The following is a 25,940-nucleotide window of genomic DNA, read 5'->3' as shown; positions in this document are numbered from 1 at the left end:
ACGACCTGTACTTTTCATAACTTGGAGTAGCAGTTCCCAGCGAATATCAGTTAGCATTGTTCTTGGCATGGTATTGGTTATGGTTTTACTTTTGGCGAAGCAAATTATAACTCTTTACCATGCTGTTTAAAAAACACTCACGAAAGATCAACACGCCCTAATAAATGGCACAAATAAAAAAGGTTGCCATAAAGGCAACCTTTCAAACAATGGCTATGATGTTAGGCAAGTTGAGATTTGATAAACTCAACCGCTCCATCCATCGCAATGGCAGATTTCTCGCCCGTACGGCGATGTTTGTATTCGAAGTTGCCTTCGTCCATGCTGCGGTCACCAATAATGATGGTATGAGGAACACCGATCAATTCCATGTCTGAGAACATTACGCCAGGGCGTTCTTTACGATCATCAAACAATACTTCAATCCCTACCGCTGACAGTTCTGCATATAGTTTTTCAGCCGCTTGTTGAACTCGCTCAGATTTGTGCATGTTCATTGGTACGATCGCGACTTGGAAAGGTGCGATAGCGTCAGGCCAGATAATGCCGAATTTGTCGTTATTTTGTTCAATTGCCGCAGCAACAACACGTGAAACACCGATACCATAACAGCCCATTTCTAGGATGACATTCTTACCGTTTGAATCTAGTACGCCACAGTTCATCTTCTCAGAGTAGTTAGTACCTAACTGGAAGATATGACCGACTTCAATACCACGTTTTAGCAAGATGGTACCTTGGCCACATGGACTTGGGTCACCTTCAACAACGTTGCGTAAGTCTTCGACTTGGCCTAGTTCGGCGTCACGACCCCAGTTAATCCCGAAGTAGTGTTTACCGTCTATGTTAGCACCAGCGCCAAAGTCGCTCATTACCGCTACAGTACGGTCAACAATAAATGGCAGATCTAAACCTACAGGGCCTAAAGAGCCAGGGCCTGCGCCGATCAGTGCGCGGATCTCTTCTTCTGTTGCCATTTCCAAAGGAGAGGCGACTTCGGCTAAGTTTTCCGCTTTCACTTCATTAAGCTCGTGATCGCCACGGATGATTAATGCGATGATGTCGGCATCGATTTCATCTGACGCTTTAACGAATAACGTTTTTACTGTTTTTTCGATAGCAAGGCCATGCTGTTCAACAAGCTCTGCAATTGTCTTAGCATTTGGTGTGTCGACTAATTGCATCTCTTGCGTAGGAGCAGCACATTCAATGGCTGGTGCAATTGCTTCTGCTTTTTCGATGTTCGCTGCATAGTCAGACTCGGTTGAGAAGGCGATGAGGTCTTCGCCGCTTTCTGCCAGTACGTGGAACTCTTGAGAGCCACTACCGCCAATAGCACCGCTATCAGCCAGTACTGCGCGGTAATCAAGCCCCATGCGGTCGAATGCTTTGCAGTAAGCATCAAGCATAATGTCATACGATTTTTGCAGTCCGTCTTTGTCGATGTCGAAGCTGTATGCATCCATCATCGAGAATTCACGTGCGCGCATCACACCAAAACGTGGGCGTCTTTCATCACGGAATTTTGTTTGGATCTGGTACAGGTTCAGTGGCAGCTGTTTGTATGAATTAACTTCATTACGCACAAGGCTGGTGATCACTTCTTCAGCTGTCGGACTAAGTACAAACGGGCGAGTATGGCGGTCAGTAAAGCGAAGTAGCTCAGCGCCCATTTTTTCAGAGCGGCCTGTCTCTTCCCATAGTTCAAACGGTTGAACAACGGGCATCAAGGTTTCAATTGCACCTGCATTGTCGATCTCTTGACGAACGATGTTTTCGACTTTACGCAGCACACGTAGACCAGTAGGTAGCCAAGTATATAAACCTGAAGCTAGCTTACGGATCATACCTGCACGTAGCATTAGCTGGTGGCTAATGACTTCTGCGTCGTTTGGGGTCTCCTTCAAGGTTGAAAGAAGATATTTACTGGTACGCATTAATTATATCCGTCCATCATAAATTAACTGCTTTGTTTGGTCTGAAAACCAAGCTCAGCATAGGGATACCCTAGAAAAGGGGATTCGGTTTAGCCGTGTATAATATCAGCCAATCGCCTTTGTCAAAAGTGTTCTATTGCGGTTACTGATACTAAGTTGTTTGTGATGGTGAATTTTACGTTCAGATCGAACAGATTTACCGCATATTCTTTGTCATCTTGCTTGTTTTTTTTATAAGCGGGGCGAGGATCTTGCGAGAGCACTTGCTCAATGACCGCCTTGACCATGTGATAATTTGAGTGTTTTTCAAGTACTACCAATGCGGGTGTGCTAAAAGTGACGTTGATTTTATCGGGCGCTTTTTCTGCATAACCACCCACCGCGTTCTCAATCGAGTCAGAATAGGGAATATACGGTTTGATATCGATAATTGGCGTGCCATCGACTAAATCAACACTGCCTAATTCAAGGTAAATATGTTCACCTTGTTTAATCACACCTTTTAGCTCAACCGCGGACATACCAATGCCATTGGGGCGAAAGGTCGCTCGCGAAGCAAAAACTCCCATCCGTTCATTGCCCCCTAATCGTGGCGGACGTACGGTTGGTTTCCATCCTGCGTCTAAATTTTGATCAAACAAGAACAGGAGCCAAATATGGCTGAATTGCTCAATTCCTCTTACGGCCTCTAAGCAGTTAGCATCGCCCGTTAGCTTAACTCTGGCGGTGGCACTAGGCACCAAGCGTGGCTGACGAGGAACTGCAAATTTTTCTTTATACGGGCTTTCGATTATGCCAATTGGGGCGATGGTATACATGCAAGTCATTCACGTTTGTTTGAATAGAAGAAGAAAATATCACATTTGTACTTGCATTTCTTGTTGATAATTATTATTAATTAAAATGTTATAACATAACAATCGGTGCTCAATACCTTTTATCCATATCGTTCAGCCATAAAGCGTTTTAGGTTAAGAAAATAAATGGTTGATAAAACGAGTTCGCTCACAAAGTAAGGAATCCACAATGAAAGTTCTAAGCTCACTCAAAAGTGCAAAATCACGTCATCCTGATTGTCAAATTGTACGCCGTCGTGGTCGTATGTATGTGATTTGTAAATCGAACCCACGATTTAAAGCAGTGCAGCGTTAGCACGTACTAACCTGTCGTGTTTTTTAGTGAGTGATTGGTTTGGGTTATATATTGGTTTTAATTTATACGGTTTAATTGTTGAGTAATCTGAAAATGGATGTGTAACTAGTTAATGTGAGTGGTTTTTGCAAACTTTTGTAACATCTTAAATTTCAATTACGTGTTCCTCTCGAGTAATCCTCTGCATTTTTTTGATATTTCTATCATAAAGGGACAGGGATAACTACAAGGAGGGAACTGATGAGTTCATCAGCTTCAATTAAGCAAAATGTGCCTAAGAAACCGTTATTTACTCGTTTCTTGGATAGCGTCGAATATTTGGGGAATTTATTACCTCATCCAATCACTTTATTTGCCATTTTTTGTGTGGCAATACTTATCTCGTCAGGTGTCGCAGGATACTTTGGTGTTTCGGTTGTTGACCCTCGCCCAGAAGGTGCAGCGGGTCGAGCGGCTGATGGTATGATTCATGTGGTGAGTTTTTTTAATGCTGAAGGCTTACAACTGATCGTGACTAACCTAGTTAAAAACTTTGTTGGCTTTGCTCCTTTAGGCACGGTATTGGTGGCTATGCTAGGTGTTGCGATTGCGGAGTATTCAGGTCTATTGTCTGCTGCAATGCGTGGTTTGGTGATGGGTGTTTCGAAGCGTATGGTAACTGTCACGTGGCGTTTATCTTTGTTTTCTTCGCGATTCCAGGCTTTGTATATGGCAAGGTCGTTGGCACCATGAATAATGATCGTGATGTCATTGATGCAATCTCTAAATCGATGTCTTCAATGGGCATGTACATCGTGTTGGTATTCTTTGCCGCGCAGTTTGTTGCTTTCTTTAAATGGACCAGCTTTGGTCAAGTATTTGTCGTCGCAGGTGCTGACTTCTTACAAAATGTTGGCCTGACCGGACCCATGCTGTTTTTTGCCTTTATTTTGATGTGTGGTTTTATCAATCTAATGATTGGTTCGGCTTCTGCTCAGTAGGCGGTAACTGCGCCAATTTTTGTGTCTATGTTGATGCTAGTGGGTATGCGCCAGAAACTATCCATGCGGCGTATCGTATTGGTGATTCAGCTACCAATATTATTACCCCAATAATGAGCTACTTTGATCTTATTTTGGCTGTCGCGACGCGTTACATGAAAAACTTGGGCATTGGTACTTTGATTGCCACCATGCTGCCATATTTAATCTGCTTTATGGTGGGTTGGAGCTTGCTGTTCTACATTTGGTTGTTCCTATTGGGCCTTCCTGTTGGACCTGGTGCGGCAACGTTTTATACCCCTAAACTCAATGTACCTAAAAAAAACCGCGATTATCGCAGGTTTTTTTAGATGTATGATTCATCGCTTGGCTAAAATACGGTCAAGGTGGTTCGCAAATTCACGCCTATCGGTTTGAGAGAGCGCATTCGGTCCACCAGTTTGAATACCACTTGAGCGCATGGTTTCCATAAAATCACGAATGTTCAAGCGTGCTTTGATGGTATCTTTGGTGTAGAGCTCACCCCGAGAACTTAACGCTAAACCACCTTTGGTGATGACTTCATCGGCGAGAGGAATGTCTGAAGTGATAACTAAGTCTCCCACTTCAACTCGTCTTACGATCTCATTATCGGCAATATCAAAACCGCTTGGAACTTGCAATGAATGAATGTTGGCACGCTTAGGAACTGGTACAACGTGGTTAGCGACAAATGTACATTCAACCCCAGTTCTTTCCGCAGCTCGCACGATGGTTTCTCGAATCACTTTCGGACACGCATCGGCATCCACCCAAATTTTCATCATTATTTACTTCTCTTTATCGGCTAATTGAGCTTCAAGTGTGGCGACTCTAGCTAAAAGCTCAGCCACTTGCGACTCTAATTTTGCCACTCTATCGCTATCACTCTGCTTGGTTGCCACTTCAATCTTAGGAATGCGTTGTGCGTTCTTCCAACTTTTGATTGCAGCAATAATAACAGGCATCGGAATGGATGTGGTTAAACGAGCTTTAACCAGTGCGACAGTCGGCTCTTTTCCTTGTTGATGTAAGCTTGCGAATACGGTTTCTAGTTCTTGCGAAACATCTTTTGTGAGCATATTTTGTCCTTATCGTGGGTTGTGGCAATGTTACCTTTTATTTGAGCATCGCAAAAGTAGCTAAGTGCTGTAAGAGATCGCTTACATTCAGTGTGAGAAATTACGTTTTCAAATGGATATTTGGCTATTTTTGTTTTGTTAACTAATTGAATTTAAATGGATTGATGTTTTTTTGTTTAGGTTGTTTAAAAATATATAGTTAGGCGATCATTGTTTCTCTTTGGTAAACGGGTAAATTTAACTTCGTTGAAGGGAGTTTGACGCGGAATAGGAAAGCATCAAGGAACGATGCACTTTAGGATGAAGAGCAGTTACTAAGGATAAGTAACTGAGCAGGATGCTGGACGAGTACGGATATGACAATCTACAAGGTGTAGATTGCAATGGATTGATGAGGAACGCCTCTAGCTTGAGGTAGGACGAACATCAGGATGATGTCAGGGACACCGCTCAAGGAACAAGTGATGTGTGCTTGCTAGGACAGTAAGTGCTCAGGACGAATAGGACACCGCTAGGACGGCGAAGCAGGATACGCTGAGGAATTCAGCCACTATTACGGATGATGCATGGAGCAGATATTAGTAGCCGGACTGCTGCGAGTAAGATCATAAGCCTCGACACCTATGTGTTGAGGCTTTTCTTATACATGTGATACTGCATCAAAAACGATTACTCTTACTAGATACATCATAATAATAACGATTTAAAAATAATCTAGATCAATTACTTCATCGTTCGCTTAGTTTAATTTTCGGCTTCTTTTGCAAAGTATCAATATCGATAACTTCCGATGCTATTTTGCTGCTAACAAGGATTGTACGTGACGACCGCAACCCGAAGGACACTACTTCTTCCCTATACAGATTCCTTAGAATCTGATTTTTTGATGCTTAATTGTTGTGCTAAAAACCGAGCTCAGATGAATGGTCCTAAAACTGTAGCTTCCGCTAAGCAACTTTTCCAACGTGTTTTACATGATCCCAATTTATATGCGATGGCGGTGCTTGATGGTTACAACCGTGAATATATGGGTCACATATTTGTTGAGTTAGACGAGGGTGGCGCGGAGCTTGGGTTTCTTTTTGACAAAATGTACTGGGGCAAAGGTATTGCCACTGAGGCATTGAAAGCGTTTGTTCCTACCGCATGTCATCAGTTACAGCTCAGTCGGCTAAAAGCGATGGTCAATATTGACCATCGCGCATCGATTGAGGTATTGAAAAAAATCGGCTTTACATTGAAGGGGGAAAAAGAAGATATTTTTGGCCCTTATTTTATTTTTGAATTTACATCCGATGTGGCGGTAAATGAAAGGCTGATGGTGTAAAACCAAACATCTTCAGTTCACCTTGATAACAGTCATCGCCTAATGCTGAAAACTCAAATAAATATACCGTATGCCAACGCCAGACTCCTTCTGGCGTTTTTAGTTTGTGGCGCCCAAAAGCGACACTCACAAGTTGCAAGTCGAGCTGTTTACATTTTCGGCTGATCGCTTCTTTGGCTAGCTCCGCTTGGCGGCGCTGTTGCCAAAATAAAAAACAACCAAAACTGAGTAATACTATCGCCAATAAATCGCTTAGCATGAACATACCTTTACTGGGCCTTCGTTGCTTGTTGCAGAAGAATTAAGGCGTTCGCCAACTCTTCTGTCGGACTGGAGTGAAGCAAAGGTAACAGTACCATTCTCAACTCAGGAAGCATCACCAAGTCTGCAAACAGTTGGTTGAACAGTGCTTGATTTCCCGTTTGAGCCAAACGCAGTAAAAATTGCTGCGCAATGTTAGGGTCTTGAAGTACTTGCCATGCGCGCCCAGCAATACCAATTAGAACCTCCTGATGACTCAAGCGGGGACTGCGCAAGATAGCATTCACCGTTGTTTGTAAGGTTTTATTATCCGCACCAGATAAAGCCCGCACTAACGCAGAGAGTAAGAACAGATCGGGTTCGGCATGGTTAATTTGTTGCTCTGCCATTTCAGCAACACGTTGTGCAAGTTTTTCTGGCAGTTCGGTGTGCTCTAATGCCCCCAATAAGGCATACAGCGGTTGTGATGGTAATGCCGTTATCGCTTTACGCACTAATACGCCATTTTGCTCTTTGTTTAAGCGTGCGCAAATATCGGTAATGCCTTGTAAGCCAACCGTCTGCCAATTATCCCAGCCAAGGTCTCCGCTAAAGTAATGTTGAGCGTGTTCATAATATTGGCTAGCGGTTAAAGCTAATTGAGAACGAATCTGGCTATGAAAGACAGCCATTTTGTCTTCTGAGGGTTTAAATGTGTAAGGGTTGTTGGCTAATTTTTGTTGTTGATCTTCGCTGAGATCTCCTTGTAGCCGAGAGCCCATCGCTTCAAGCACGTACTTAATGAAATTGCCAATGTCAGTTTGTTTCAGTAACCCACGCTCGTCTAAAGCAAATTTTAAAAACCAGATCCAGGGCTGTTTTTCTTCATTCCAATAAGCAATGGCCAAATGTGCATGGCGCTGAAGTGGATAGGGGTATGGTTGTTGGCCTTTTTCTACCAACTCAAATTGCGTATTATCGATGTTTTTGATGCGGCGACCCAAATCAAACACTCGGTATTGATTGCCACTATTTTTGAGCAGTTGAGTTAGGGTATGAATGGTGTCCATGACTATTGGGTCCTCATCATCGGCTTTGAACTTGCCTTTTGTAATCACTTTGTTGTGACAATAAATGGTACTCTATGGCCAATTTTCAAGGTCACAGAGTGAATTAACGCGGTAAATAATGACAATAAATACAGAACTTGCCAGAGCATTAACACAATTAGAAACAGAATTGCGTCAATGTGGTGTGTGGCAACCACAATCACCTTCACGAGAGGCATTAATGAGTAACGAGCCTTTTGCGATTGATACTTTAGCACCAGAACAGTGGTTGCAATGGGTGTTTATTCCGAAAATGTCGGCGTTACTTGAGCAGCAAGCAACGCTGCCAAGTGATTTTTCTATTGCGCCTTATTTTGAAGAAACTTGGAAGCACCAGCCTGAATTCTCTAAGGTGATTGCTTTGGTCACGTATATCGATGAGGTGTGTAAAGCGTGTTAGAGATTATCTATCAAGACGAGTATTTGGTTGCCGTGAATAAACCTGCGGGGATGTTAGTTCACCGCTCGTGGCTCGATAAGCATGAAACACAATTTGTCATGCAGACGCTACGCGATCAAATTGGTCAACATGTTTTTCCTTTGCATCGTTTAGATCGCCCAACCTCTGGTGTATTGGTCTTTGCGCTCTCAAGTGAGGTTGCCTCACAAGTGATGCCAATGTTTGCCAATCATGAGATGGAAAAAACCTATCACGCTATCGTACGGGGTTGGATTGAAGAGGGCGATGTATTGGATTACCCGCTCAAAGTTGAGTTGGACAAAATCGCTGATAAATTTGCTAAGCAAGATAAAGAAGCCCAAGAAGCAATTACTGCTTATCAACCTATAGCTAGTATTGAAGTGCCTTATTCTACTGGGCGTTTTCCAACCAGTCGTTATTGTTTGTTGGAAATGAAGCCGAAAACAGGACGTAAGCATCAACTGCGTCGTCATATGCACCATTTGAGTCACCCTATCATTGGCGACACTACTCATGGTGATGGTAAGCACAATCGTTTATTTCGAGAGCATTATGATGCGCAGCGACTCATGCTTCATGCCTCTGAATTGTGTTTTACTCACCCCTTTACGGGGGAAGCATTAGTGCTTAAAGCGAACTTTGATGAAGTTTGGCAGCGGTTATTTACTGAATTCGAGTGGTCACTGTAAGTTTTAAAAGAAAACCCTCGCATTGGCGAGGGCTTCTACAATTGAACTTTTAGCTGGTTCTGTGTAGTTTAATCTGATGTTATTCAGAGAGCTATTATGGCTCATTCAACGACAGTTACTTCGTTACATACTCTTGAATTGAGGCAATAATGCCTTTGGCGTCTAAGCCTAACTCTTGATGCAGCTCTTCTTGCGAACCTTGAGCAATAAATTCATCCGGCAAACCGAGGTTGAGAACAGGCTTTAAGAGCTTCTCTTTCATCATAAATTCAAGTACTCCAGCGCCAGCGCCGCCAGCGATTGCATTTTCTTCGATGGTGACCAATACATCATGATCGGTAGCAAGTTGACGAATTAACTCTTCATCAAGTGGCTTAACAAAGCGCATATCTGCAACGGTTGCATTGAGCTGTTCGGCCGCTTGTAATGCGTTTTGTAGGAAAGTACCAAAGCTTAGAATGGCGATTTTTGTATCGGCAATATTCTCATCGCGCTGACGTAATACACGTCCTCTACCTATTTCTAGCGCACTAAATTCGGTTTGAATTTCAACACCCATACCATTACCGCGTGGGTAGCGAACCGCACTTGGCCCAGAGTGTTGATGACCGGTATAGAGCATTTGACGGCATTCATTTTCATCGGCAGGAGCCATAATGACCATATTGGGAATGCAGCGCATAAAGCTAAGGTCAAATGCGCCTTGGTGTGTTTGACCATCAGCACCGACAAGGCCCGCACGGTCTATTGCAAACATGACTGGCAAATCCATGATCGCTACATCGTGGATTAATTGGTCATAGCCACGTTGTAAAAAGGTAGAGTAGATCGCGACGATAGGATGGTTACCAGCAATTGCCATACCGGTTGCCAGTGTCACCGCGTGCTGTTCAGCGATCGCAACATCAAAATATTGCTTAGGAAATTCCTTAGAGAAACGAACCATACCAGAGCCTTCACGCATGGCAGGTGTGATCGCCATTAGTTTTGGATCTTGAGCGGCCATATCACATAAGAAATCGCCAAAGATTTTAGAAAAGGTCGGTTTGTCGTTACTGCTTTTTGGCAAGCTTGAATGGCTTGGGTCAAACTTTGGTACGCCATGATAGCCGATAGGGTCTTTTTCTGCGGGTTCATAACCTTTACCTTTTTTGGTCATAATATGCAGAAATTGTGGACCTTTGAGCTCACGCATATTCTTTAAGGTTTTGACCAGTTCATTGACATCATGTCCATCAACCGGGCCTATGTAGTTAAACCCTAGCTCTTCAAATAAAGTGCCTGGCACAACCATGCCTTTTAAATGCTCTTCTGTACGGCGTACCAACTCTTTAATTGGTGGGATGCCCGAAAGCACTTTTTTGCCACCTTCACGAATCGAGGTGTAAAGGCTGCCCGAAAGAACTTGCGCTAAATGGTTGTTCAATGCGCCAACGTTTTCGGAGATCGACATTTCATTGTCATTGAGTACCACTAGCATATCTGGGTGAATGTCACCCGCGTGGTTCATTGCTTCAAATGCCATACCAGCGGTGATTGCGCCATCGCCAATCACGCTCACTACTTTGCGATCTTTCCCTTCATGGCCAGCGCTGATTGCCATACCGAGCGCTGCGCTGATCGACGTTGAAGAGTGCCCAACCGATAAGGTGTCGTATTCACTTTCTTCACGCCAAGGAAATGGATGCAGTCCGTCTTTTTGACGAATTGTCGGCATTTTATCGCGACGACCAGTGAGGATTTTATGCGGGTAGGCTTGATGGCCCACATCCCAAATTAATTGATCGAAAGGAGTATGGTAGACGTAATGCAAAGCAACCGTTAATTCAACGGTACCTAAGCCGGAAGCTAAATGACCACTTGACTGACTCACTGAATTGAGCAAATAGGTTCTCAATTCATCACACAGTGCTGGTAGCACTTCTTTAGGGAGGCTACGTAATTCATCTGGTGTATTTGCTAAAGCCAGCGTTGGGTATTTTGATATATCAAGAGTCATAATTATGCGCGCTTATAGTTTAGTTCTTGCGCTCGACGACGTATCGGGCGAACTCTTCGAGTGATTCTGTATTATAGGGGATTGCTTGCAAGGCTTGAAGTGCTTCCTGTAACAGCGTATGTGCTTTATCGATTGCGCCTTCCAAGCCTAACAGTGCAGGATAGGTGCTTTTATGCAACTGTTGATCAGAGCCTTGCGGTTTTCCTAAGGTTTCAGTATCACTAATGATATCCAAAATATCATCCTGAACTTGGAATGCGAGACCAATGGCGTCGGCGTACTGATCTAGCTGGGGAAGAATCGCTACCCCTTTTTCACCAGCTGCTAGAGCCCCTAAACGAATCGCGCAACGCATCAATGCACCGGTTTTATTACGGTGAATCTCTTCCAACTCTTCAAGAGACACGCAACGATTTTCTGCTGCTAAATCTAATGCTTGCCCCATGCACATCCCTTGAGCACCAGAAGCTTGTGCGAGTTCTTTAAACATATTGATACGCTGTGGCTCAGCTTGTTTGGCGAGCGAACCTTCCGCTAAAATAGTAAAGGCTAAGGTTTGTAGGGCGTCACCCGTTAAAATAGCGGTCGCTTCATCGAATTGAATATGACAGGTTGCTTTGCCACGACGCAGCTCGTCGTCGTCCATTGCCGGTAAATCATCATGAATTAATGAATAGGCATGAACGCATTCAATAGCAGAGGCTGGAGTATCAAGTTGCTCTGGAGTACAACCCAACATTTGGCCTGTAATGTACACCAAATAAGGTCGGGCTCTTTTCCCACCTAACAATAAGCCATAACGCATGGCGTCTATTAATGGCAGTTTTTGGTTGGGGAATTGGCCTAACCATAGATCAAGCTGTTCGTTATTTCTTTGTTGATAGGAGCTGAGCGCTTCAATCATAGAGCAATCTTCTACTAGTTTATTTTTGACAGATAAAGGGTTGTGGCAGATAAAAGTTATTCAGGCTGTTCAGTAAAGTCGGACAGTGGGGCATCATCACTTGCATTTAAGAGAATGCTCACGCGCTGTTCTGCTTCGCTGAGTTTACCTTGCCCAGCACGAGCAAGAGCAATACCACGTTCGAATTTTTTTAGTGCATCATCTAAAGCGAGGTCGCCATTTTCTAGTTGTTCCACTAAATGATCGAGTTCTTCAATGGTCGCCTCGAAGGACATGTTTTCAGGTTTCTTGCTCGCCATAGTATTTTCACTTAAGGAAAGATGCACGAAAGTTACATTAGGGCGTAGTGATGGTCAAATTTAACCAGTCACTTTTGTCAGAAAAGCCCATCTTTTTTCTTATAAAATACACTCTAGCAAAGAAAGCGGATCACATCTCTGTGCGAGAATTCATATCGCGTTATAATAATTGTGTTTGTTACTTTGAATCTAGACCACAACTGCGCGCCCCCAATCGTGCATATTTTTGTTATTTGGGTATAAACTGCATAGAGATAATTTCTGTATGATCCAATAATTTACTTAAAGATTTTACGCGCATGCCGATAACGAGTTTAAACTCATTGTCGCAAATGGATAGCATGAGGAGTGCTTTGTGGATTTAGCAACGCTGATAGGCCTGATTGGTGGCATAGCTTTTGTAATCATGGCGATGATCTTAGGTGGAAGTTTGATGATGTTCTTCGACGTCACTTCTATTTTGATCGTAGTCGGTGGTTCAACATTTGTTGTGTTAATGAAATTCACCATGGGGCAGTTTTTTGGTGCAGCCAAAGTGGCAGGAAAAGCGTTCATATTCAAAGCCGATGAACCTGAAGATTTGATCGCTAGAATTGTTGAAATGGCCGATGCCGCACGTAAAGGTGGTTTTCTTGCACTCGAAGAGATGGAAATATCCAATAGCTTTATGCAAAAAGGGATCGACCTACTGGTCGATGGTCATGATGCCGATGTAGTTCGCGCTGCGCTACAAAAAGATATCGCCCTAACCGATGAGCGTCATGAACAAGGTGCTGGTGTATTTCGCGCGTTTGGTGACGTGGCACCAGCCATGGGGATGATCGGCACACTGGTTGGTTTGGTGGCAATGTTATCCAACATGGATGACCCGAAATCTATAGGCCCTGCGATGGCGGTTGCTCTTTTAACCACATTATATGGTGCGGTTCTGTCTAACATGATTTTCTTCCCGATTGCCGATAAGTTATCGCTACGTCGAGAGCAAGAGAAGCTCAATCGCCGCCTAATCATGGATGGTGTATTAGCCATTCAAGATGGTCAAAACCCAAGGGTGATTGACGGCTATCTGAAAAATTACCTTAATGAAGGTAAACGCGTGCTTGATGTCGATAACGAATAACGGGAGTTAATAATGGATGATGAAAAACCGAAATGTCCTCCTCCCGGTTTACCGCTGTGGATGGGAACTTTTGCCGATTTAATGTCACTACTGATGTGCTTCTTCGTACTGCTTCTTTCGTTCTCGGAGATGGATGTACTGAAATTCAAACAAATCGCTGGTTCAATGAAATTTGCCTTTGGTGTGCAAAATCGGCTTGAAGTCAAAGATATTCCCAAGGGAACTAGCATCATTGCTCAAGAGTTCCGCCCTGGTCGCCCAGAGCCAACGCCCATTGATGTCATCATGCAACAAACCATTGATGTGACTCAGCAAACGCTGGAGTTTCAAGAAGGGGATTCTGATCGAGCGGGTGGTAATCAACGAGATCAAGGCGAGTTGAATGGTGGGCAATCACCTGACACTTCAACGCAGAATAACCAAAACACTGAATCTGAAGAACAGCAACAACAGCAGTCAGAGGCTATGTCGCAAGAGATGGAAGTGGTTGAGGAAAATATCAAAAAAGCACTCTCTAGAGAAATCGAACAAGGTGCGATTGAAGTCGAAAACTTAGGCCAACAACTTGTAATACGGATCCGAGAAAAAGGTGCTTTTCCTGAAGGTTCAGCATTTTTGCAACCGAAGTTTCGGCCATTGGTGCGTCAAATTGCTGACCTGGTTAAAGATGTTCCGGGGACTGTGCGCATTTCAGGTCATACTGATAACCAGAGAATTGATTCAGAGTTGTATCGCTCAAATTGGGATTTATCTTCCCAACGAGCAGTATCTGTAGCGCAAGAGATGGAAAAAGTTCGCGGTTTCTCGCATCAGCGCCTTCGCGTTCGAGGTATGGCTGATACCGATCCTATTGGCCCGAATGATACTGAAGCTGAGCGTTCACGTAACCGCCGTGTAGAAATAAGTATTATGCAAGGTGAACCGACATATAGTGATGAAGTTCAGTCAGTTCAATAGGTTACTCTGCTAAATCGGTAAAACCATAGACGAGCTGAAAGGCTCGTCTTTTTTTATGGGCTTTTCTCTTGCTGAAAATCTCGTGTATAATCTTGCGCCCTTAGAGGTTCGCTCATTGCTATCAACTGAAAAAACAACAGTGAAGTGTGACGTTACTTACATTGCCCCATTATATTGCGAATAGAACTATGAAATTTATTGTTAAGCCCCATCCGGAAATTTTTGTTAAAAGTGAATCAGTACGTAAGCGCTTCACAAAGATTTTAGAGTCAAATATTCGCAATATCGTTAAGCGTCGTACAGAGTCTGTCGCGGTTTTTAACCGCCGTGATCATATCGAAGTGACGTCACAAAGTAACCAGTACTACCAAGAAGTACTGGAAATTTTGACTCAGACTCCGGGTATTCAGCAAATTCTTGAAGTTCAGCAATCTGAATTTAAGGACATGCACGATATCTACGAACAGGTACTAGAGTTGAGCCGCCATAACATTGAAGGTAAAACCTTTGTTGTGCGTGCTAAACGTCGCGGTAAGCATGACTTTACTTCGATTGATCTTGAACGTTACGTTGGTGGTGGTCTAAATCAAGCGGTTGAAAGTGCAAAAGTTCAGTTGAAAAATCCTGATGTGACAATCAACATTGAAATTGCTGATGAATTGCTCAACCAAGTTATCGCTCGCTATAAAGGCTTAGGTGGTTTCCCTCTAGGTACTCAAGAAGATGTACTGAGTTTAATTTCTGGTGGTTTTGATTCAGGTGTCTCTAGCTACTTACACATCAAACGTGGCTCAAAAGTGCATTACTGCTTCTTTAACTTAGGTGGTCCAGCGCATGAAATCGGTGTAAAGCAAGTCGCTCATTATCTGTGGAATAAATACGGTTCTTCTGCAAAAGTACGTTTTATCTCTGTCGATTTTGAACCAGTTGTGGCTGAAATTTTAGAGAAAGTTGATGACGGCCAAATGGGCGTGGTGTTGAAGCGTATGTTTATGCGTGCCGCTGGTATGATTGCTGACAAGCTGAATATAGAAGCATTAGTAACCGGCGAGGCATTAGGACAGGTATCTAGCCAAACACTGACCAACTTACGTCATATTGATGGTGTTACCGATACGTTGATTTTGCGCCCACTGATTAACTGGGACAAAGAAGACATTATCAAAGTGGCGCGTGATATTGGTACGGAAGATTTCGCGAAAACCATGCCAGAGTATTGTGGTGTCATCTCTAAGAACCCAACAATAAAAGCAGTGAAAGGCAAACTGGAAGCGGAAGAAGCGAAGTTTGATTTTACTATCCTTGAGCAAGTGGTTTACAACGCTCGTCAAATGGATATTCGTGATATTGAAAAAGAGAGTCAAGAGCAAGCACCCGAAGTTGAACAAGTAACGGCAGTTGAAGGTAACGCGGTGGTTTTGGATATTCGTAGCCCTGATGAAGAAGATGACAAGCCATTAGTTATCGAAGGTGTGGAAGTGAAGCATCTACCTTTCTACAAATTGGCGACTCAGTTTGGCGACTTAGATCAATCACAAACTTATCTATTGTACTGCGATCGTGGTGTGATGAGCCGTTTGCAAGCGTTGTACTTAAAAGAACAAGGTTTTGATAACGTAAAAGTGTATCGTCCATAGCCGATCCTTTACTACGCAACACTGTAAACCGCTGGCGTTCTCGTTAGCGGTTTTTTTATGGGCGTTTTTTACGGACTTAGTTTGCGAGATTTAGCACAGAAAAAAACACCGCCTAAAGGCGGTGCTAAAAAATTTGACAGACAGGTCAAAAAATAAATACAGGAAGTATTTGTTTTGCAACAGGGGATATCTGTACAAAACAGGATGGTAGAAATCTACCTAACTCGAAATACGAGTTTGCAAACACAACATCGCAACAATAAGCCAATTGATTCTAGAGAGAACCAAGCCGTTCAGGCCTTGCTGCGGGGTGAAATATAGAATTTCTCTGGCCGCTAGGCAATGGACAATTTATAATGTTTCAGATTAAAAAAACTAATCTAATTTTCGAGTGTATCTATGTCTAGAAGATTGCCACCATTAAACTCGCTGAAAGTGTTTGAAGCGGCGGCTCGCCAATTGAGTTTTACTCGAGCAGCAGAAGAGTTATTTGTGACACAAGCCGCAGTAAGTCATCAAATCAAAGCATTAGAAGAATTTTTAGGTTTGAAACTGTTTCGTCGTCGAAATCGCTCTTTGCTATTAACAGAGGAAGGGCAAAGTTACTTTCTGGATATAAAAGATATTTTTACTGCATTAGCTGAAGCAACAGATAAAGTATTAGAACGTAGCGAAAAGGGAGCGTTAACCATTAGCTTACCTCCTAGCTTTGCTATTCAGTGGTTGGTGCCTCGTTTAGCTGACTTTAACCAGCAAGAGCCGGATATTGATGTGCGAATTAAAGCGGTTGATATGGATGAAGGTTCATTAACCGATGATGTTGATGTGGCGATTTATTATGGTCGAGGAAATTGGCCGGGTTTGCGTGCCGATAAGTTATATCAAGAATTTTTAATTCCGCTTTGTTCGCCTTCGCTGTTACTTGGGCCTAAACCATTAGAAGCACTGGCTGACCTTTCTCGTCATACATTACTGCACGACACTTCGCGCAAAGATTGGAAGCAGTTTACCAAAGAAAACAACCTTGATAGCGTCAATGTTAATCATGGTCCGATCTTCAGTCACTCGACGATGGTACTGCAAGCGGCGGCGCATGGACAAGGTATCGCACTAGGTAATAACGTGTTAGCGCAGCCAGAGCTTGATGCTGGGCGTTTAATTGCTCCGTTTGATGAAGTCTTAATGACCAAGAATGCTTTCTATGTTGTGTGCCATGAAAAACAAGCAGACATGGGAAGGATTGCTACTTTCCGTGATTGGATGTTGAAAAAAGCACGACGAGAGCAAGAGGAACTGCTCGATGAATAACGTCTTGCTCAATGGCCAATCGGGATCCGTGCGCTTTTTATTTGCACATGGTGCGGGCGCTGGAATGGAGCATGCTTTTATGGAGGCGGTCGCACAAGGTCTTGCTAGTAAGGGTATCGAAGTTGTGCGCTTTAATTTCCCTTATATGGCAACGCGTGCGATGGATGGTAAAAAACGCCCACCGGATCGTGCGCCTAAGCTTTTGGCGGCATTTGAAGAAGTGATTGCTCACTATGCCGATAAGCCGCTCGTGATTGGTGGGAAGTCGATGGGTGGACGAATGGCCAGTTTGCTTGCGGATCATGAACAGATAGCGGCGGTGGCGTGTTTGGGTTTTCCCTTTCATCCACCGGGAAAAGTGGAAAAGTATAAGGGTGAACATCTTGCCACACTGACCAAGCCTTGTTTAATTTTACAAGGTGAGCGCGATACTTTTGGCAAAAAAGATGAGTTCAGTGATTTTCCGTTGTCTCCATCCGTGCAAGTCACATTTTTACCCGATGGTGATCACAGCTTTAAGCCGCGTAAACGTTCAGGCTTTACCGAGCAAGGAAATATTAATTTAGCGGTCGAGTATTTAAGCCAATTCATAATGGAGGCTGCTTATGCGCAGTAAGTCATTACTCACTATGGCGGGTGTTTTCGCGGGAACTGGGGTCGCTTTAGGGGCGTTTGCCGCACATGGTTTGAAGTCTCTGCTAGCACCGTATTTGATGGGAGTGTTTGAAACGGGTGTGCAATACCAGTTTATTCATGCGTTGGCGATTTTAGCATGTGGGGTGTTATTGCAGTTTTCGATGGGTGATAAAGCTCAAAAATATTTTTTCATTGCAGCGATTTGCTTTATTATCGGCGTCCTTTGTTTTAGCGGCAGTCTTTACGCACTAGCGTTAACTGGTATTAAATGGTTTGGTCCTGTGACTCCCATTGGTGGCCTATTCTTCATTATGGGGTGGGGACTGTTTAGCTATGCAGCACTAAATATGAAAGAGGTGAACCAGTGAAACACGTAATGCTCTATTGTCGTGCCGGCTTTGAAAAAGAGTGTGCCGGAGAGATCCAAGATAAAGCGACAAAATTAGAGGTTTTTGGTTTTCCTCGCTTAAAAAGCAATACCGGCTACGTACTGTTTGAGTGCTACCAGTCTGGTGATGCAGACAAACTGATTAAAGAGTTGGATTTCCAATCCTTGATCTTTGCTCGCCAAATGTTTGCGGTGGCAGCCGAATTTAGTGATTTACCTAAAGATGACCGTATCTCCCCAATTTTATCTCAATTAGCCGAGCTTGAAGATTTTCCTCGTTGTGGTGATATTCGTATTGAAACACCAGATACCAACGAAGCCAAAGAGCTGCTTAAGTTTTGCCGTAAATTTACCGTGCCGCTGCGCCAAGCGCTGCGTGGTAAAGGCATCCTTTACGCTAAAGAGTCGAGCAAAAAACCGGTATTGCATGTTTGCTTTATTCAGCCTGGGCACTGTTTTGTTGGCTATTCATACACCAATAATAACTCACCATTCTTTATGGGCATTCCTCGTTTGAAATTCCCAGCCGATGCGCCGAGTCGCTCGACATTGAAATTGGAAGAGGCTTTCCATGTGTTTATTCCACGTGAAGAGTGGGATGAGCGTTTGGCATCAGGCATGTGGGCGGTTGATTTGGGTGCGTGTCCTGGTGGTTGGACTTATCAATTAGTTAAACGTTCTATGTTCGTCCATGCAATCGACAATGGTTTAATGGCCGAAAGTTTGATGGAAACGGGTCAAGTGAAGCACCATGCAGAGGATGGTTTTAAGTTTGAGCCACCACGTAAAAATGTGACTTGGATTGTGTGTGACATGATTGAAAAGCCAGCTCGTGTTGCGCATTTGATGGGACAGTGGATCATTAAAGGTTGGGCCAAAGAGGCCATCTTTAACCTAAAGCTGCCTATGAAAGGTCGCTATGATGAAGTGCTGCAAGATATCGAAAACCTGAAAGTCTTTTTGATTGAAAATGGCGTTAAATTCCGTATGCAAGCTAAGCATTTGTACCATGACCGTGAAGAAATAACGGTGCATGTGCAATGTTTATCAAACATTTCACCGCATTAATCGTTGGTGATAATGCCGTGAATAGTAAAACGCTCCAAGCAAGGAGCGTTTTTTAATCGTGATGATTTATTTTTTATCAGTTTGATATTATTGAGCAAGCATCAACGGTTATTCGGTATAAAACGGATATCTTGCAAGTTAAAGCCAAGTTCAATATCGGTTTTTAAGGTCGCGACTTGTTTACAAATACGAGCCATCTCAATATGCTCATCAAATTTCTTGCGATACTTTTTCGCCAACTCATCGCTGGCGTAAGCTTGTTCTATATCATCAAATTGAGTCAGTATTTCTTTGGCGGCTTTTGGCCCCACCCCAGGAATGCCGGGCACTTGGCTCGAACTCATTCCCGTTAACCCCCAATAATTGGTTAGTTGTTGCGGTTTTACCCCAAACTCTTGCTCAATAAAAGGTGCATCAAGCCAACGATGTTGGAAATAATCTCGAATTTGTAGTGTTGGTGACAGTAATTGACAGTAGCCTTTATCGGTCGAAATAATGGTGACCTTTTCTCCGTGACTGGCGACTTTGGTTGCTAGAGTCGCGACCAGATCATCGGCCTCATCACCGTCAGACAGTAATGAATCAATCCCCAATTCCCACCAAGCCTGCTGAATCGACTCTAAACCGAGTTGCAGAGGCTTTGGCATTGGTTTTCTACCTTCTTTGTAACTGGGAAGAATCTCGGCTCTCCAGCCTCTATCTTGTAGGTGATGATCAAATACCGCAATAATGTGTGTTGGTTGAGCTTCGTTAATGATGCGATGCAGAGTGCGTGATGTGGTCTCGATCGTTCTTACTATATCGTTAGGATCAGGCTGAGCTGAATGGACTCGACGGATCAAGTTGAGCGCATCAATAATGACAAGGTGTAAGGACATAGCAACAACAAAATAAGGGCATTGAGAGCCCTTATTGTAATGATATCGCTAGAGATTACTACCTTATCTCTATTAGCCTTGCCAACCTTGCGAAGCGATATCCCCTTCCTACTTGAAACTACAGCGGGGGTGGCGACGTCCGCTTACCCCAATCACATAGTTTATCTATGTTCATTGGGTATGAGCTCACGGCCGCCTACCTGTAACTTCAAGTGGTATGGCTATTTATTAGCAGCAATCTTATAGCAAGGCTCGTAAGCGCTACCTCCCGGCAGCTTCATGCGGTGTTGAGCAACAAAGTCTTTGAGCAGCAGGTCCATTTTTTTCATTAATTTGGTATCACCATCAATAGTGAAGGGGCCATGACGTTCGATTTCACGAATGCCTTCTGCTTTTACGTTGCCCGCAACAATTCCGGAGAATGCGCGGCGCAAGTTGGCTGCCAACACTTCTGGCTTTTGGTTAAGGTGCAAATCTAAATTAGCCATGCTGTCATGCGTCGGCTCAAAAGGAAGTTGGAACTCGGGTTCTATTTTAAGTGACCAGTTGAAGCTATAAGCATCACCGTTATCTTTACGATGCTGACGGACTTTCGGCATTGCTTGGCTCATAATTTGAGCGACTTTTTCTGGGTCATCAATCACAATTTGGTAGTGCTTACGAGCTTCATCGCCTAAGGTTTCTGCAATAAATTTATCGATGGAACTGAAATAAGCTTCGCTCTCTTTTGGCCCGGTCAACACGATAGGCATTGGTTGGCTGGCATTTTCTGGATGCATCATGATACCTAGAATATACAGCAGCTCTTCTGCGGTTCCTGCACCGCCAGGAAATATAATGATGCCATGTGCTATCCGCACGAAAGCTTCCAAGCGTTTTTCGATATCTGGCATGATCACCAATTCATTCACGATTGGGTTAGGTGGCTCTGCGGCAATGATTGATGGTTCGGTTAGCCCTAAGTAACGCTGTTCTTTGTAACGTTGCTTAGCGTGACCAATTGCTGCACCTTTCATAGGACCTTCCATTGCTCCTGGCCCACAGCCAGTGCAAATATTGAGTTCTCGTAACCCTAATTCATGGCCGACTTCACGTGTGTATTGGTATTCGGTAGGGTTAATCGAGTGACCTCCCCAACATACAACAAGGTTGGGAAGAGTCCCCGGAATCAGTGCTCCGGCATTACGTAAAATGCCAAACACTAAGTTGGTGATATGGATAGCATTAGTCAAATTTAAGCGCTGGCTATCTGCGAGATGCATATTAACGTACACAATATCTCGCAGCACCGAGAACAAGTGCTCTTGGATACCTTTAATAATTTGGCCATCCACGAAAGCATGCTCTGGTGGGTTAGCTAACTCTAGTTTAATCCCGCGCTCACGGCGCATTACTGTTACATCAAAAGATTTGTGTTTATCGAGAAGTTCTTTTGAGTTATCAGTGTGGCTGCCCGAGTTCAAAACCGCCAAAGTACAGTTGCGATAAAGTTGATAAAGCTCACTTGAAGCGGTTTTTTTAAGACGCTCAACTTCCAGTTGAGATAGCAGATCCATGCTGCCTGCTGGGCTGATATGAGTGATCATATTGGCCTCCTGTTATAAGGATAAATAAATGTCCATGCTACGGCTAAAGTAGGTTTTTATTCCTATTCTGTTATCTGAGAATATGGGGATTGTTCGTTTGCTTAACCCAGAGCGATAGGACGTCATAACTGATTGAAATTACAGTATCAATCTAGTTCTTTTCATTATCGTTAGGAAACGTTGCTGCTAGAGGAATGTGACTTGACGCATGATTTGTGTGCGAGTTGGTCAAATAGCGACCATTTAAAGCCGCTATTTGCTTTATTTCCAAATGACTTGATTAGGCCCCAAACGTTTCGCTTCTAATAGTGAGCGGTGAAGACGTTCGAGTACTTCTTCTGGTGTATCTGAATCTTTAAAGGAAGTACTTGCGGCTGAAAGAGTAATGGTGATGTTCTTTTCACGAAATTTGAAAGGCAGTTTAGCCACGTGTTTTTGAATATTCTGTACTAACTTAAAACAGTGATTATCATCATGTTCTGGGAGCAGAATAACAAATTCTTCTCCTGAAAAACGGGCCACGGTATCGGTGTCTGCAGTTTCTTTGGCGATGGTTCTTGCGATGATCTTTAGCGCCTTATCACCAGCGGTGTAACCAAAACTATCATTGACCGATTTAAATTTATCAATATCGACAATGACTACCCTAAAAGGATGTTGAGAGCGAATCCAGCGGCGATATTCCAGTTCTAGGCGATCATTAAATGCGGTTCGGTTGTAGACTTTAGTTAATGGGTCAAGCAGCATTCGTTGTGATTGATCTTCCAATCGACGTCGATAATCTTGCGTGAGCTCAAATAACGCCTCCATCTGATTTTTTCCGTAGCTTAAGCGTTCTATTAACGCTTGTTCACGCTGTTCGGCGTGAGTTAGCCTTTCGGAAAGAGACTCCATTTCACTTAAAATCGGCGACATTGAATTTTTTAGATTATCGATTGAGCTAGAATCTTTGAGCAATGACTGGCTTTGACCAATCAGACCGCTCAATTCGTTGTTCATATCCTGACGATGTTCAAAATAGTGCTGGCTTTGCTCGACGTTATGTTCGCTGCTTTTTAAGTGTTTAAACAAAGACGCATTAACTTGCTCTAAGAACTTTTTTGAGGTTGTACGCTCAAAATTCGTGCCTTCAATCACTAGCTTAAGGATCTCAAGGGTAAGCTCTAAGAGTGTCGGAGTTGAAACGCCAATCAGCAGTTTTGCGCGAATATCGACCAACTGTTCGCCTGACTCACCTTCAAAATCCAGTTCGGTGATCAAATGTTGCAGTTCATCCGATAGACTTAATAACAGTTCTTTATCGGCGGCATTATGCAGTTCACTTGTTGCGGTGCTTGGGTTAGCGGTAATTATTTTGATGGCGCGTTCATAAATTTCAAGCAAATACATTGCTTGATCGGCTTTTGGTTTTGGTAGAGCGTCTGAGAAACTGAGTAGATCACGCAAATCGCGCTTAATTTTCGCGGGAAGTCCGGCAACGCGCAGCAAGGTTTCTCCGCTGTGTTTTATCTGGGAGTCTAAATGCGTACTCTGTTTTTCCGTAGCCAAGGTTTGTTGCTTCAACATGCGCTCCAATATAGCTAAGCGAGGAATGAGAGTACTGACATCTTTCTGTTGCTCTAAAGCAGCTCGAAGGTCAGATAAATTACGATTTAACTGACTGTCATCACCCTGACATGCCACACTTAAAGATGCGACGATCCGTTTTAGGACGGCTTGTTCTCGTTTAAACTTGAACGAAGTATCCCTTTGTGTCAAACGAACTTGTTCCAACTGAATTTTTAGTTGGTGTAATTGTGTTTGAATATCCTGTTCGAGAGCGGCCATGTACAACAAACTAAACTGAGAAGATCAATAATGATCCTATTAATTGATTTGTCGATAATAACAAATTAATTAACCACGTCACGGCTTTAACGCATTGAATGTTTAGTAATTATCCATCTTTTAAGAGTTTTTTGATGCTCTCCTCATTCTTATAGGAAGAATGCACCTTAATTAACCCTTGGTTGATCGCATGTTTACAAGATTTTCGAATATTACTGGAAGCAAAGCTTGCCGCCGGAGCGTTATCAATGGCTTTTAGGTAGACCCACTGACTAACACCTTCTTTCATACTCAATTCTCGAGCAACACTGGTTGCCATTAACAGGATATCCAGTAATTCTTTATCATTAATAGCCGTATAAGCTCTAGGTAAGAATGGGTAATCTGCGATCCCCATTCGAATAATACGATTCAATCGACGTTCTGGTTGAAATTCATTAATCCAGCCTTGGAGCTGTTTAAACGCGTTTTCTGGTGGTATGTTGCGATCAATATTGGGTTCAATATACAAAAGATTAGCATCAGAAAAATGATAGATACGAGCAGGGTCGGCTACTTTTGATTTTAAAAACTCACCAAATTGATGTTCCAGCTCTAACCCAACTGAGTAACCATGTTGCAAATACATATTACGTAGGAAGGGTACATCAACCATCACAAAGCGCAGACGATCATTGAGAGGTTCGTGGATCAACTCTCCGATATGCCACTGTTCGAAATTGCGGCTGCTTTTTTGCAGTGAAGAAGGCAGTTTGGCATTAAGCGTTCGTAGGTTACGCAGTCGTGAACGTGAATGGGTAAATAAATTGCTATTTAATTCATCGATCTCTTCATCTCGACGTTGAATGATGTAGCCTCGGCGCAGTAAAAATAGAAATAGCACCACTGAGAGTATAAAGAGTACAAAGGCAATTTTTTGGAATTTTCTGTATTCTTCTTGAGTTTGTAGCAGTGCTTTTTCTTGACCAACCAAATGCAAAGTTTGTTCGATGAACTCTTCTTGTTGGCGAAAGGCTTCTTCACTGATTTGATTGAGCTTTTCTTGGCGGATTTTCGATAAGGTATTACCGCGTTTGATATTTTCTAGTGCTTTTGTGTACTGACCATTTTGCTCATAACCGAGAGACAGTAGTTGATATGCTTTTTCTTGAATATCAGCATCTTTAATTTTATTGCCGATCTCTAATGCTTGTTGCGCATTAGAGAGTACCGACGATGCTTGATTTTGATGAAAAGCTAAGCCGGCATGAAGTAGTAAGGTGTGAGCTTTTAGTCGTGGTACATCAGAAATCGTCAGTAACTGCTCAGCGCGCGATAGGTATTGTTCGGTCAACGTAAAGTTGTACAAATTCAAGTAAGTGGCAGCCAGACTTATACGGACTTCGATAATTTTTTCCATATCATTGCGGCTATTTTCATGATCGATAACGTTAAAATAGTGAACCAGCGCTAAATTATATTTACCTTGTTGGTAGTAGATATCTCCCATGCGCTGTAAAACATCAGCCAGAACCGGTGAGTCTTTATAGTTATCGTAAAAATCAGCAGCTTGAGATAAGTATGTAATCGCTTTATCAAGCACTTTTCGCTCAAAAAATAGTTGGGCGAGTCGGGTATTGGTTTTGGCAAGTAATGCGCTGGAGTTGCTTTCAATTGCGCTCCAGTAAGAGATCAACAGCTCTGACAGCGCAAGATTATAAAAACCATGATCAAGGTAGTGCCCGCCGACCACTAGGTGATACTCGATAATTGGTTTTGGGGACTGCAAAGTATCGACATAAGGTTTTAAGTCAGCGAACAGTTTATTGGCAAGTTCAATGTCATAGGCTTTGGAGGCAATTTCAGCTCTGAGTAGTGTGATTTGATAGTCAATGCCTTTAGCAAGTTGGTCTACGTTTTTTATTGAATCATACTTTGCTGTAATGCTTCTAAGTGCTTCACGTGCTGCGCTAGCATCACCACTGTTTTGCCAAATGAGGCGGGTCTTTAATATTTCCACGTCCAATTCAAGATAAGACAATTGATATTGTCGAGTCAGCAACTCGGCTTGATTGAGTGTTTGTATTGCAGCATTGAAGTTGCGCAGGTTAAATTCTGCCTGAGCCAAAATTTGTAAAGCATCGACCGTGCTGTCAGGGGTTCTTATTCTACTGTCGGTTTCGTCTCTGGAAATCGTTGACAGATTTTTTTCTGTTTTATCGGCCAATTTGCGCTGGTTTAGATACTGAGTAGTAAGGCTTTTGGCTTGATTAGGTGAAATGTCAACCAATCCATTGGCTTCATTAAGTGTCGGCGATGTGTAAATCGTCGCCTGAGTAGCCAATGGGAACAGAGCTACAAGCAAACTGAGTAAAAACTTCCAGCGCACGTTGTTCATC

General features: G+C 43.2%; 24 protein-coding genes and 1 pseudogene. 12 read left to right on the top strand and 13 right to left on the bottom strand.

What is annotated here, in order from left to right; genetic code table 11:
• Positions 1 to 221: 221 nt before the first annotated feature.
• Entirely contained in the window at positions 222 to 1,937 is a 1,716-nt protein-coding gene (locus AACW06_RS01090; protein ID WP_192073638.1) for a proline--tRNA ligase, read from the bottom strand.
• Positions 1,938 to 2,059: 122 nt separating this feature from the next.
• The gene (gene tsaA, locus AACW06_RS01085; protein ID WP_192073637.1) at positions 2,060 to 2,755 is read right to left on the bottom strand and encodes a tRNA (N6-threonylcarbamoyladenosine(37)-N6)-methyltransferase TrmO; all 696 of its coding nucleotides are present in this window, start codon (positions 2,753 to 2,755) and stop codon (positions 2,060 to 2,062) included.
• Between the two features lie 208 nt (positions 2,756 to 2,963).
• Between tsaA and ykgO the strand changes: the two genes are divergently transcribed.
• Together ykgO and AACW06_RS01075 are read left to right on the top strand one after the other, a co-directional pair.
• Positions 2,964 to 3,089: a type B 50S ribosomal protein L36 gene (gene ykgO / locus AACW06_RS01080; protein ID WP_053310338.1), complete on the top strand. Its 126-nt coding sequence runs from the start codon at positions 2,964 to 2,966 to the stop codon at positions 3,087 to 3,089.
• Between the two features lie 240 nt (positions 3,090 to 3,329).
• Positions 3,330 to 4,419, top strand: a pseudogene (locus AACW06_RS01075) (AbgT family transporter).
• Positions 4,420 to 4,428: 9 nt separating this feature from the next.
• Here AACW06_RS01075 and AACW06_RS01070 read toward each other — a convergent pair.
• Together AACW06_RS01070 and AACW06_RS01065 are read right to left on the bottom strand one after the other, a co-directional pair.
• Positions 4,429 to 4,872, bottom strand: a complete 444-nt coding sequence (locus AACW06_RS01070) for a YaiI/YqxD family protein (RefSeq protein WP_053310461.1) — start codon at positions 4,870 to 4,872, stop codon at positions 4,429 to 4,431.
• 6 nt (positions 4,873 to 4,878) lie between these two features.
• Positions 4,879 to 5,169 (bottom strand): hypothetical protein, encoded by a 291-nt coding sequence (locus tag AACW06_RS01065; protein ID WP_192073636.1) that lies wholly within the window; start codon positions 5,167 to 5,169, stop codon positions 4,879 to 4,881.
• An 814-nt stretch (positions 5,170 to 5,983) separates the two neighbouring features.
• On the opposite strand from AACW06_RS01065, the gene AACW06_RS01060 reads away from it, so the two are divergent.
• Positions 5,984 to 6,496, top strand: a complete 513-nt coding sequence (locus AACW06_RS01060) for a GNAT family N-acetyltransferase (RefSeq protein WP_192073635.1) — start codon at positions 5,984 to 5,986, stop codon at positions 6,494 to 6,496.
• Here the strand turns inward: AACW06_RS01060 and AACW06_RS01055 are convergent.
• Together AACW06_RS01055 and AACW06_RS01050 are read right to left on the bottom strand one after the other, a co-directional pair.
• Entirely contained in the window at positions 6,456 to 6,755 is a 300-nt protein-coding gene (locus AACW06_RS01055) for a DUF3301 domain-containing protein (RefSeq protein WP_053310334.1), read from the bottom strand. The two genes, AACW06_RS01060 and AACW06_RS01055, sit on opposite strands and share 41 nt — an antisense overlap.
• 10 nt (positions 6,756 to 6,765) lie before the next feature.
• Entirely contained in the window at positions 6,766 to 7,806 is a 1,041-nt protein-coding gene (locus AACW06_RS01050) for a DUF3549 family protein (protein WP_192073634.1), read from the bottom strand.
• 118 nt (positions 7,807 to 7,924) lie between these two features.
• On the opposite strand from AACW06_RS01050, the gene AACW06_RS01045 reads away from it, so the two are divergent.
• A complete protein-coding gene (locus AACW06_RS01045) occupies positions 7,925 to 8,245 on the top strand; it encodes a YqcC family protein (protein ID WP_168522996.1) in 321 nt (106 codons plus the stop codon).
• On the top strand, positions 8,239 to 8,955 hold the full coding sequence (gene truC, locus AACW06_RS01040) for a tRNA pseudouridine(65) synthase TruC (RefSeq protein ID WP_053310332.1): 717 nt from the start codon (positions 8,239 to 8,241) through the stop codon (positions 8,953 to 8,955). The genes AACW06_RS01045 and truC overlap by 7 nt, the downstream gene beginning before the upstream one ends.
• 115 nt (positions 8,956 to 9,070) lie before the next feature.
• Here truC and dxs read toward each other — a convergent pair whose 3' ends face one another.
• The 3 genes from dxs to xseB are packed head-to-tail and all read right to left on the bottom strand — an operon-like array spanning position 9,071 to position 12,157.
• Positions 9,071 to 10,954, bottom strand: a complete 1,884-nt coding sequence (dxs, locus tag AACW06_RS01035; protein ID WP_192073633.1) for a 1-deoxy-D-xylulose-5-phosphate synthase — start codon at positions 10,952 to 10,954, stop codon at positions 9,071 to 9,073.
• A gap of 19 nt (positions 10,955 to 10,973) precedes the next feature.
• On the bottom strand, positions 10,974 to 11,858 hold the full coding sequence (gene ispA / locus AACW06_RS01030; protein ID WP_192073632.1) for a (2E,6E)-farnesyl diphosphate synthase: 885 nt from the start codon (positions 11,856 to 11,858) through the stop codon (positions 10,974 to 10,976).
• Between the two features lie 56 nt (positions 11,859 to 11,914).
• Entirely contained in the window at positions 11,915 to 12,157 is a 243-nt protein-coding gene (xseB, locus tag AACW06_RS01025) for an exodeoxyribonuclease VII small subunit (RefSeq protein ID WP_192073631.1), read from the bottom strand.
• A gap of 355 nt (positions 12,158 to 12,512) precedes the next feature.
• On the opposite strand from xseB, the gene pomA reads away from it, so the two are divergent.
• The 7 genes from pomA to rlmM all read left to right on the top strand — a co-directional run bounded on the left by pomA (position 12,513) and on the right by rlmM (position 19,271).
• Positions 12,513 to 13,277 (top strand): flagellar motor protein PomA, encoded by a 765-nt coding sequence (gene pomA / locus AACW06_RS01020; protein ID WP_192073630.1) that lies wholly within the window; start codon positions 12,513 to 12,515, stop codon positions 13,275 to 13,277.
• Positions 13,278 to 13,289: 12 nt separating this feature from the next.
• Entirely contained in the window at positions 13,290 to 14,234 is a 945-nt protein-coding gene (locus AACW06_RS01015; protein WP_192073629.1) for a flagellar motor protein MotB, read from the top strand.
• Positions 14,235 to 14,422: 188 nt separating this feature from the next.
• Entirely contained in the window at positions 14,423 to 15,871 is a 1,449-nt protein-coding gene (thiI, locus tag AACW06_RS01010; protein WP_192073628.1) for a tRNA uracil 4-sulfurtransferase ThiI, read from the top strand.
• 399 nt (positions 15,872 to 16,270) lie between these two features.
• Positions 16,271 to 17,179 (top strand): transcriptional regulator GcvA, encoded by a 909-nt coding sequence (locus AACW06_RS01005; RefSeq protein WP_192073627.1) that lies wholly within the window; start codon positions 16,271 to 16,273, stop codon positions 17,177 to 17,179.
• Entirely contained in the window at positions 17,172 to 17,795 is a 624-nt protein-coding gene (locus AACW06_RS01000; protein WP_192073626.1) for an alpha/beta fold hydrolase, read from the top strand. Before AACW06_RS01005 ends, AACW06_RS01000 begins: the two co-directional genes overlap by 8 nt.
• Entirely contained in the window at positions 17,785 to 18,183 is a 399-nt protein-coding gene (locus AACW06_RS00995) for a DUF423 domain-containing protein (protein WP_192073625.1), read from the top strand. The genes AACW06_RS01000 and AACW06_RS00995 overlap by 11 nt, the downstream gene beginning before the upstream one ends.
• Positions 18,180 to 19,271: a 23S rRNA (cytidine(2498)-2'-O)-methyltransferase RlmM gene (gene rlmM / locus AACW06_RS00990; protein WP_168522987.1), complete on the top strand. Its 1,092-nt coding sequence runs from the start codon at positions 18,180 to 18,182 to the stop codon at positions 19,269 to 19,271. The genes AACW06_RS00995 and rlmM overlap by 4 nt, the downstream gene beginning before the upstream one ends.
• A 101-nt stretch (positions 19,272 to 19,372) precedes the next feature.
• On the opposite strand, the gene xni is transcribed toward rlmM, so the two are convergent.
• From xni to AACW06_RS00970, 4 genes are all read right to left on the bottom strand, one after another.
• Positions 19,373 to 20,149, bottom strand: a complete 777-nt coding sequence (xni, locus tag AACW06_RS00985; RefSeq protein WP_192073624.1) for a flap endonuclease Xni — start codon at positions 20,147 to 20,149, stop codon at positions 19,373 to 19,375.
• A 221-nt stretch (positions 20,150 to 20,370) separates the two neighbouring features.
• Complete coding sequence (gene ppnN, locus AACW06_RS00980; protein ID WP_192073623.1) at positions 20,371 to 21,735, bottom strand: nucleotide 5'-monophosphate nucleosidase PpnN; 1,365 nt, start codon at positions 21,733 to 21,735, stop codon at positions 20,371 to 20,373.
• 261 nt (positions 21,736 to 21,996) lie between these two features.
• Positions 21,997 to 23,562, bottom strand: coding sequence for a GGDEF domain-containing protein (locus AACW06_RS00975; protein WP_192073622.1), 1,566 nt, complete (start codon positions 23,560 to 23,562; stop codon positions 21,997 to 21,999).
• Between the two features lie 109 nt (positions 23,563 to 23,671).
• Positions 23,672 to 25,939, bottom strand: a complete 2,268-nt coding sequence (locus AACW06_RS00970; protein ID WP_192073621.1) for a tetratricopeptide repeat protein — start codon at positions 25,937 to 25,939, stop codon at positions 23,672 to 23,674.
• Position 25,940 lies beyond the last annotated feature (1 nt).

This window comes from Vibrio sp. S12_S33 (assembly GCF_963889785.1).
In the GTDB taxonomy this organism is placed as follows: domain Bacteria; phylum Pseudomonadota; class Gammaproteobacteria; order Enterobacterales; family Vibrionaceae; genus Vibrio; species Vibrio aestuarianus.
Note: the sequence above shows the minus strand (reverse complement) of the source record. Positions and strands in the feature narration are given on the sequence as shown.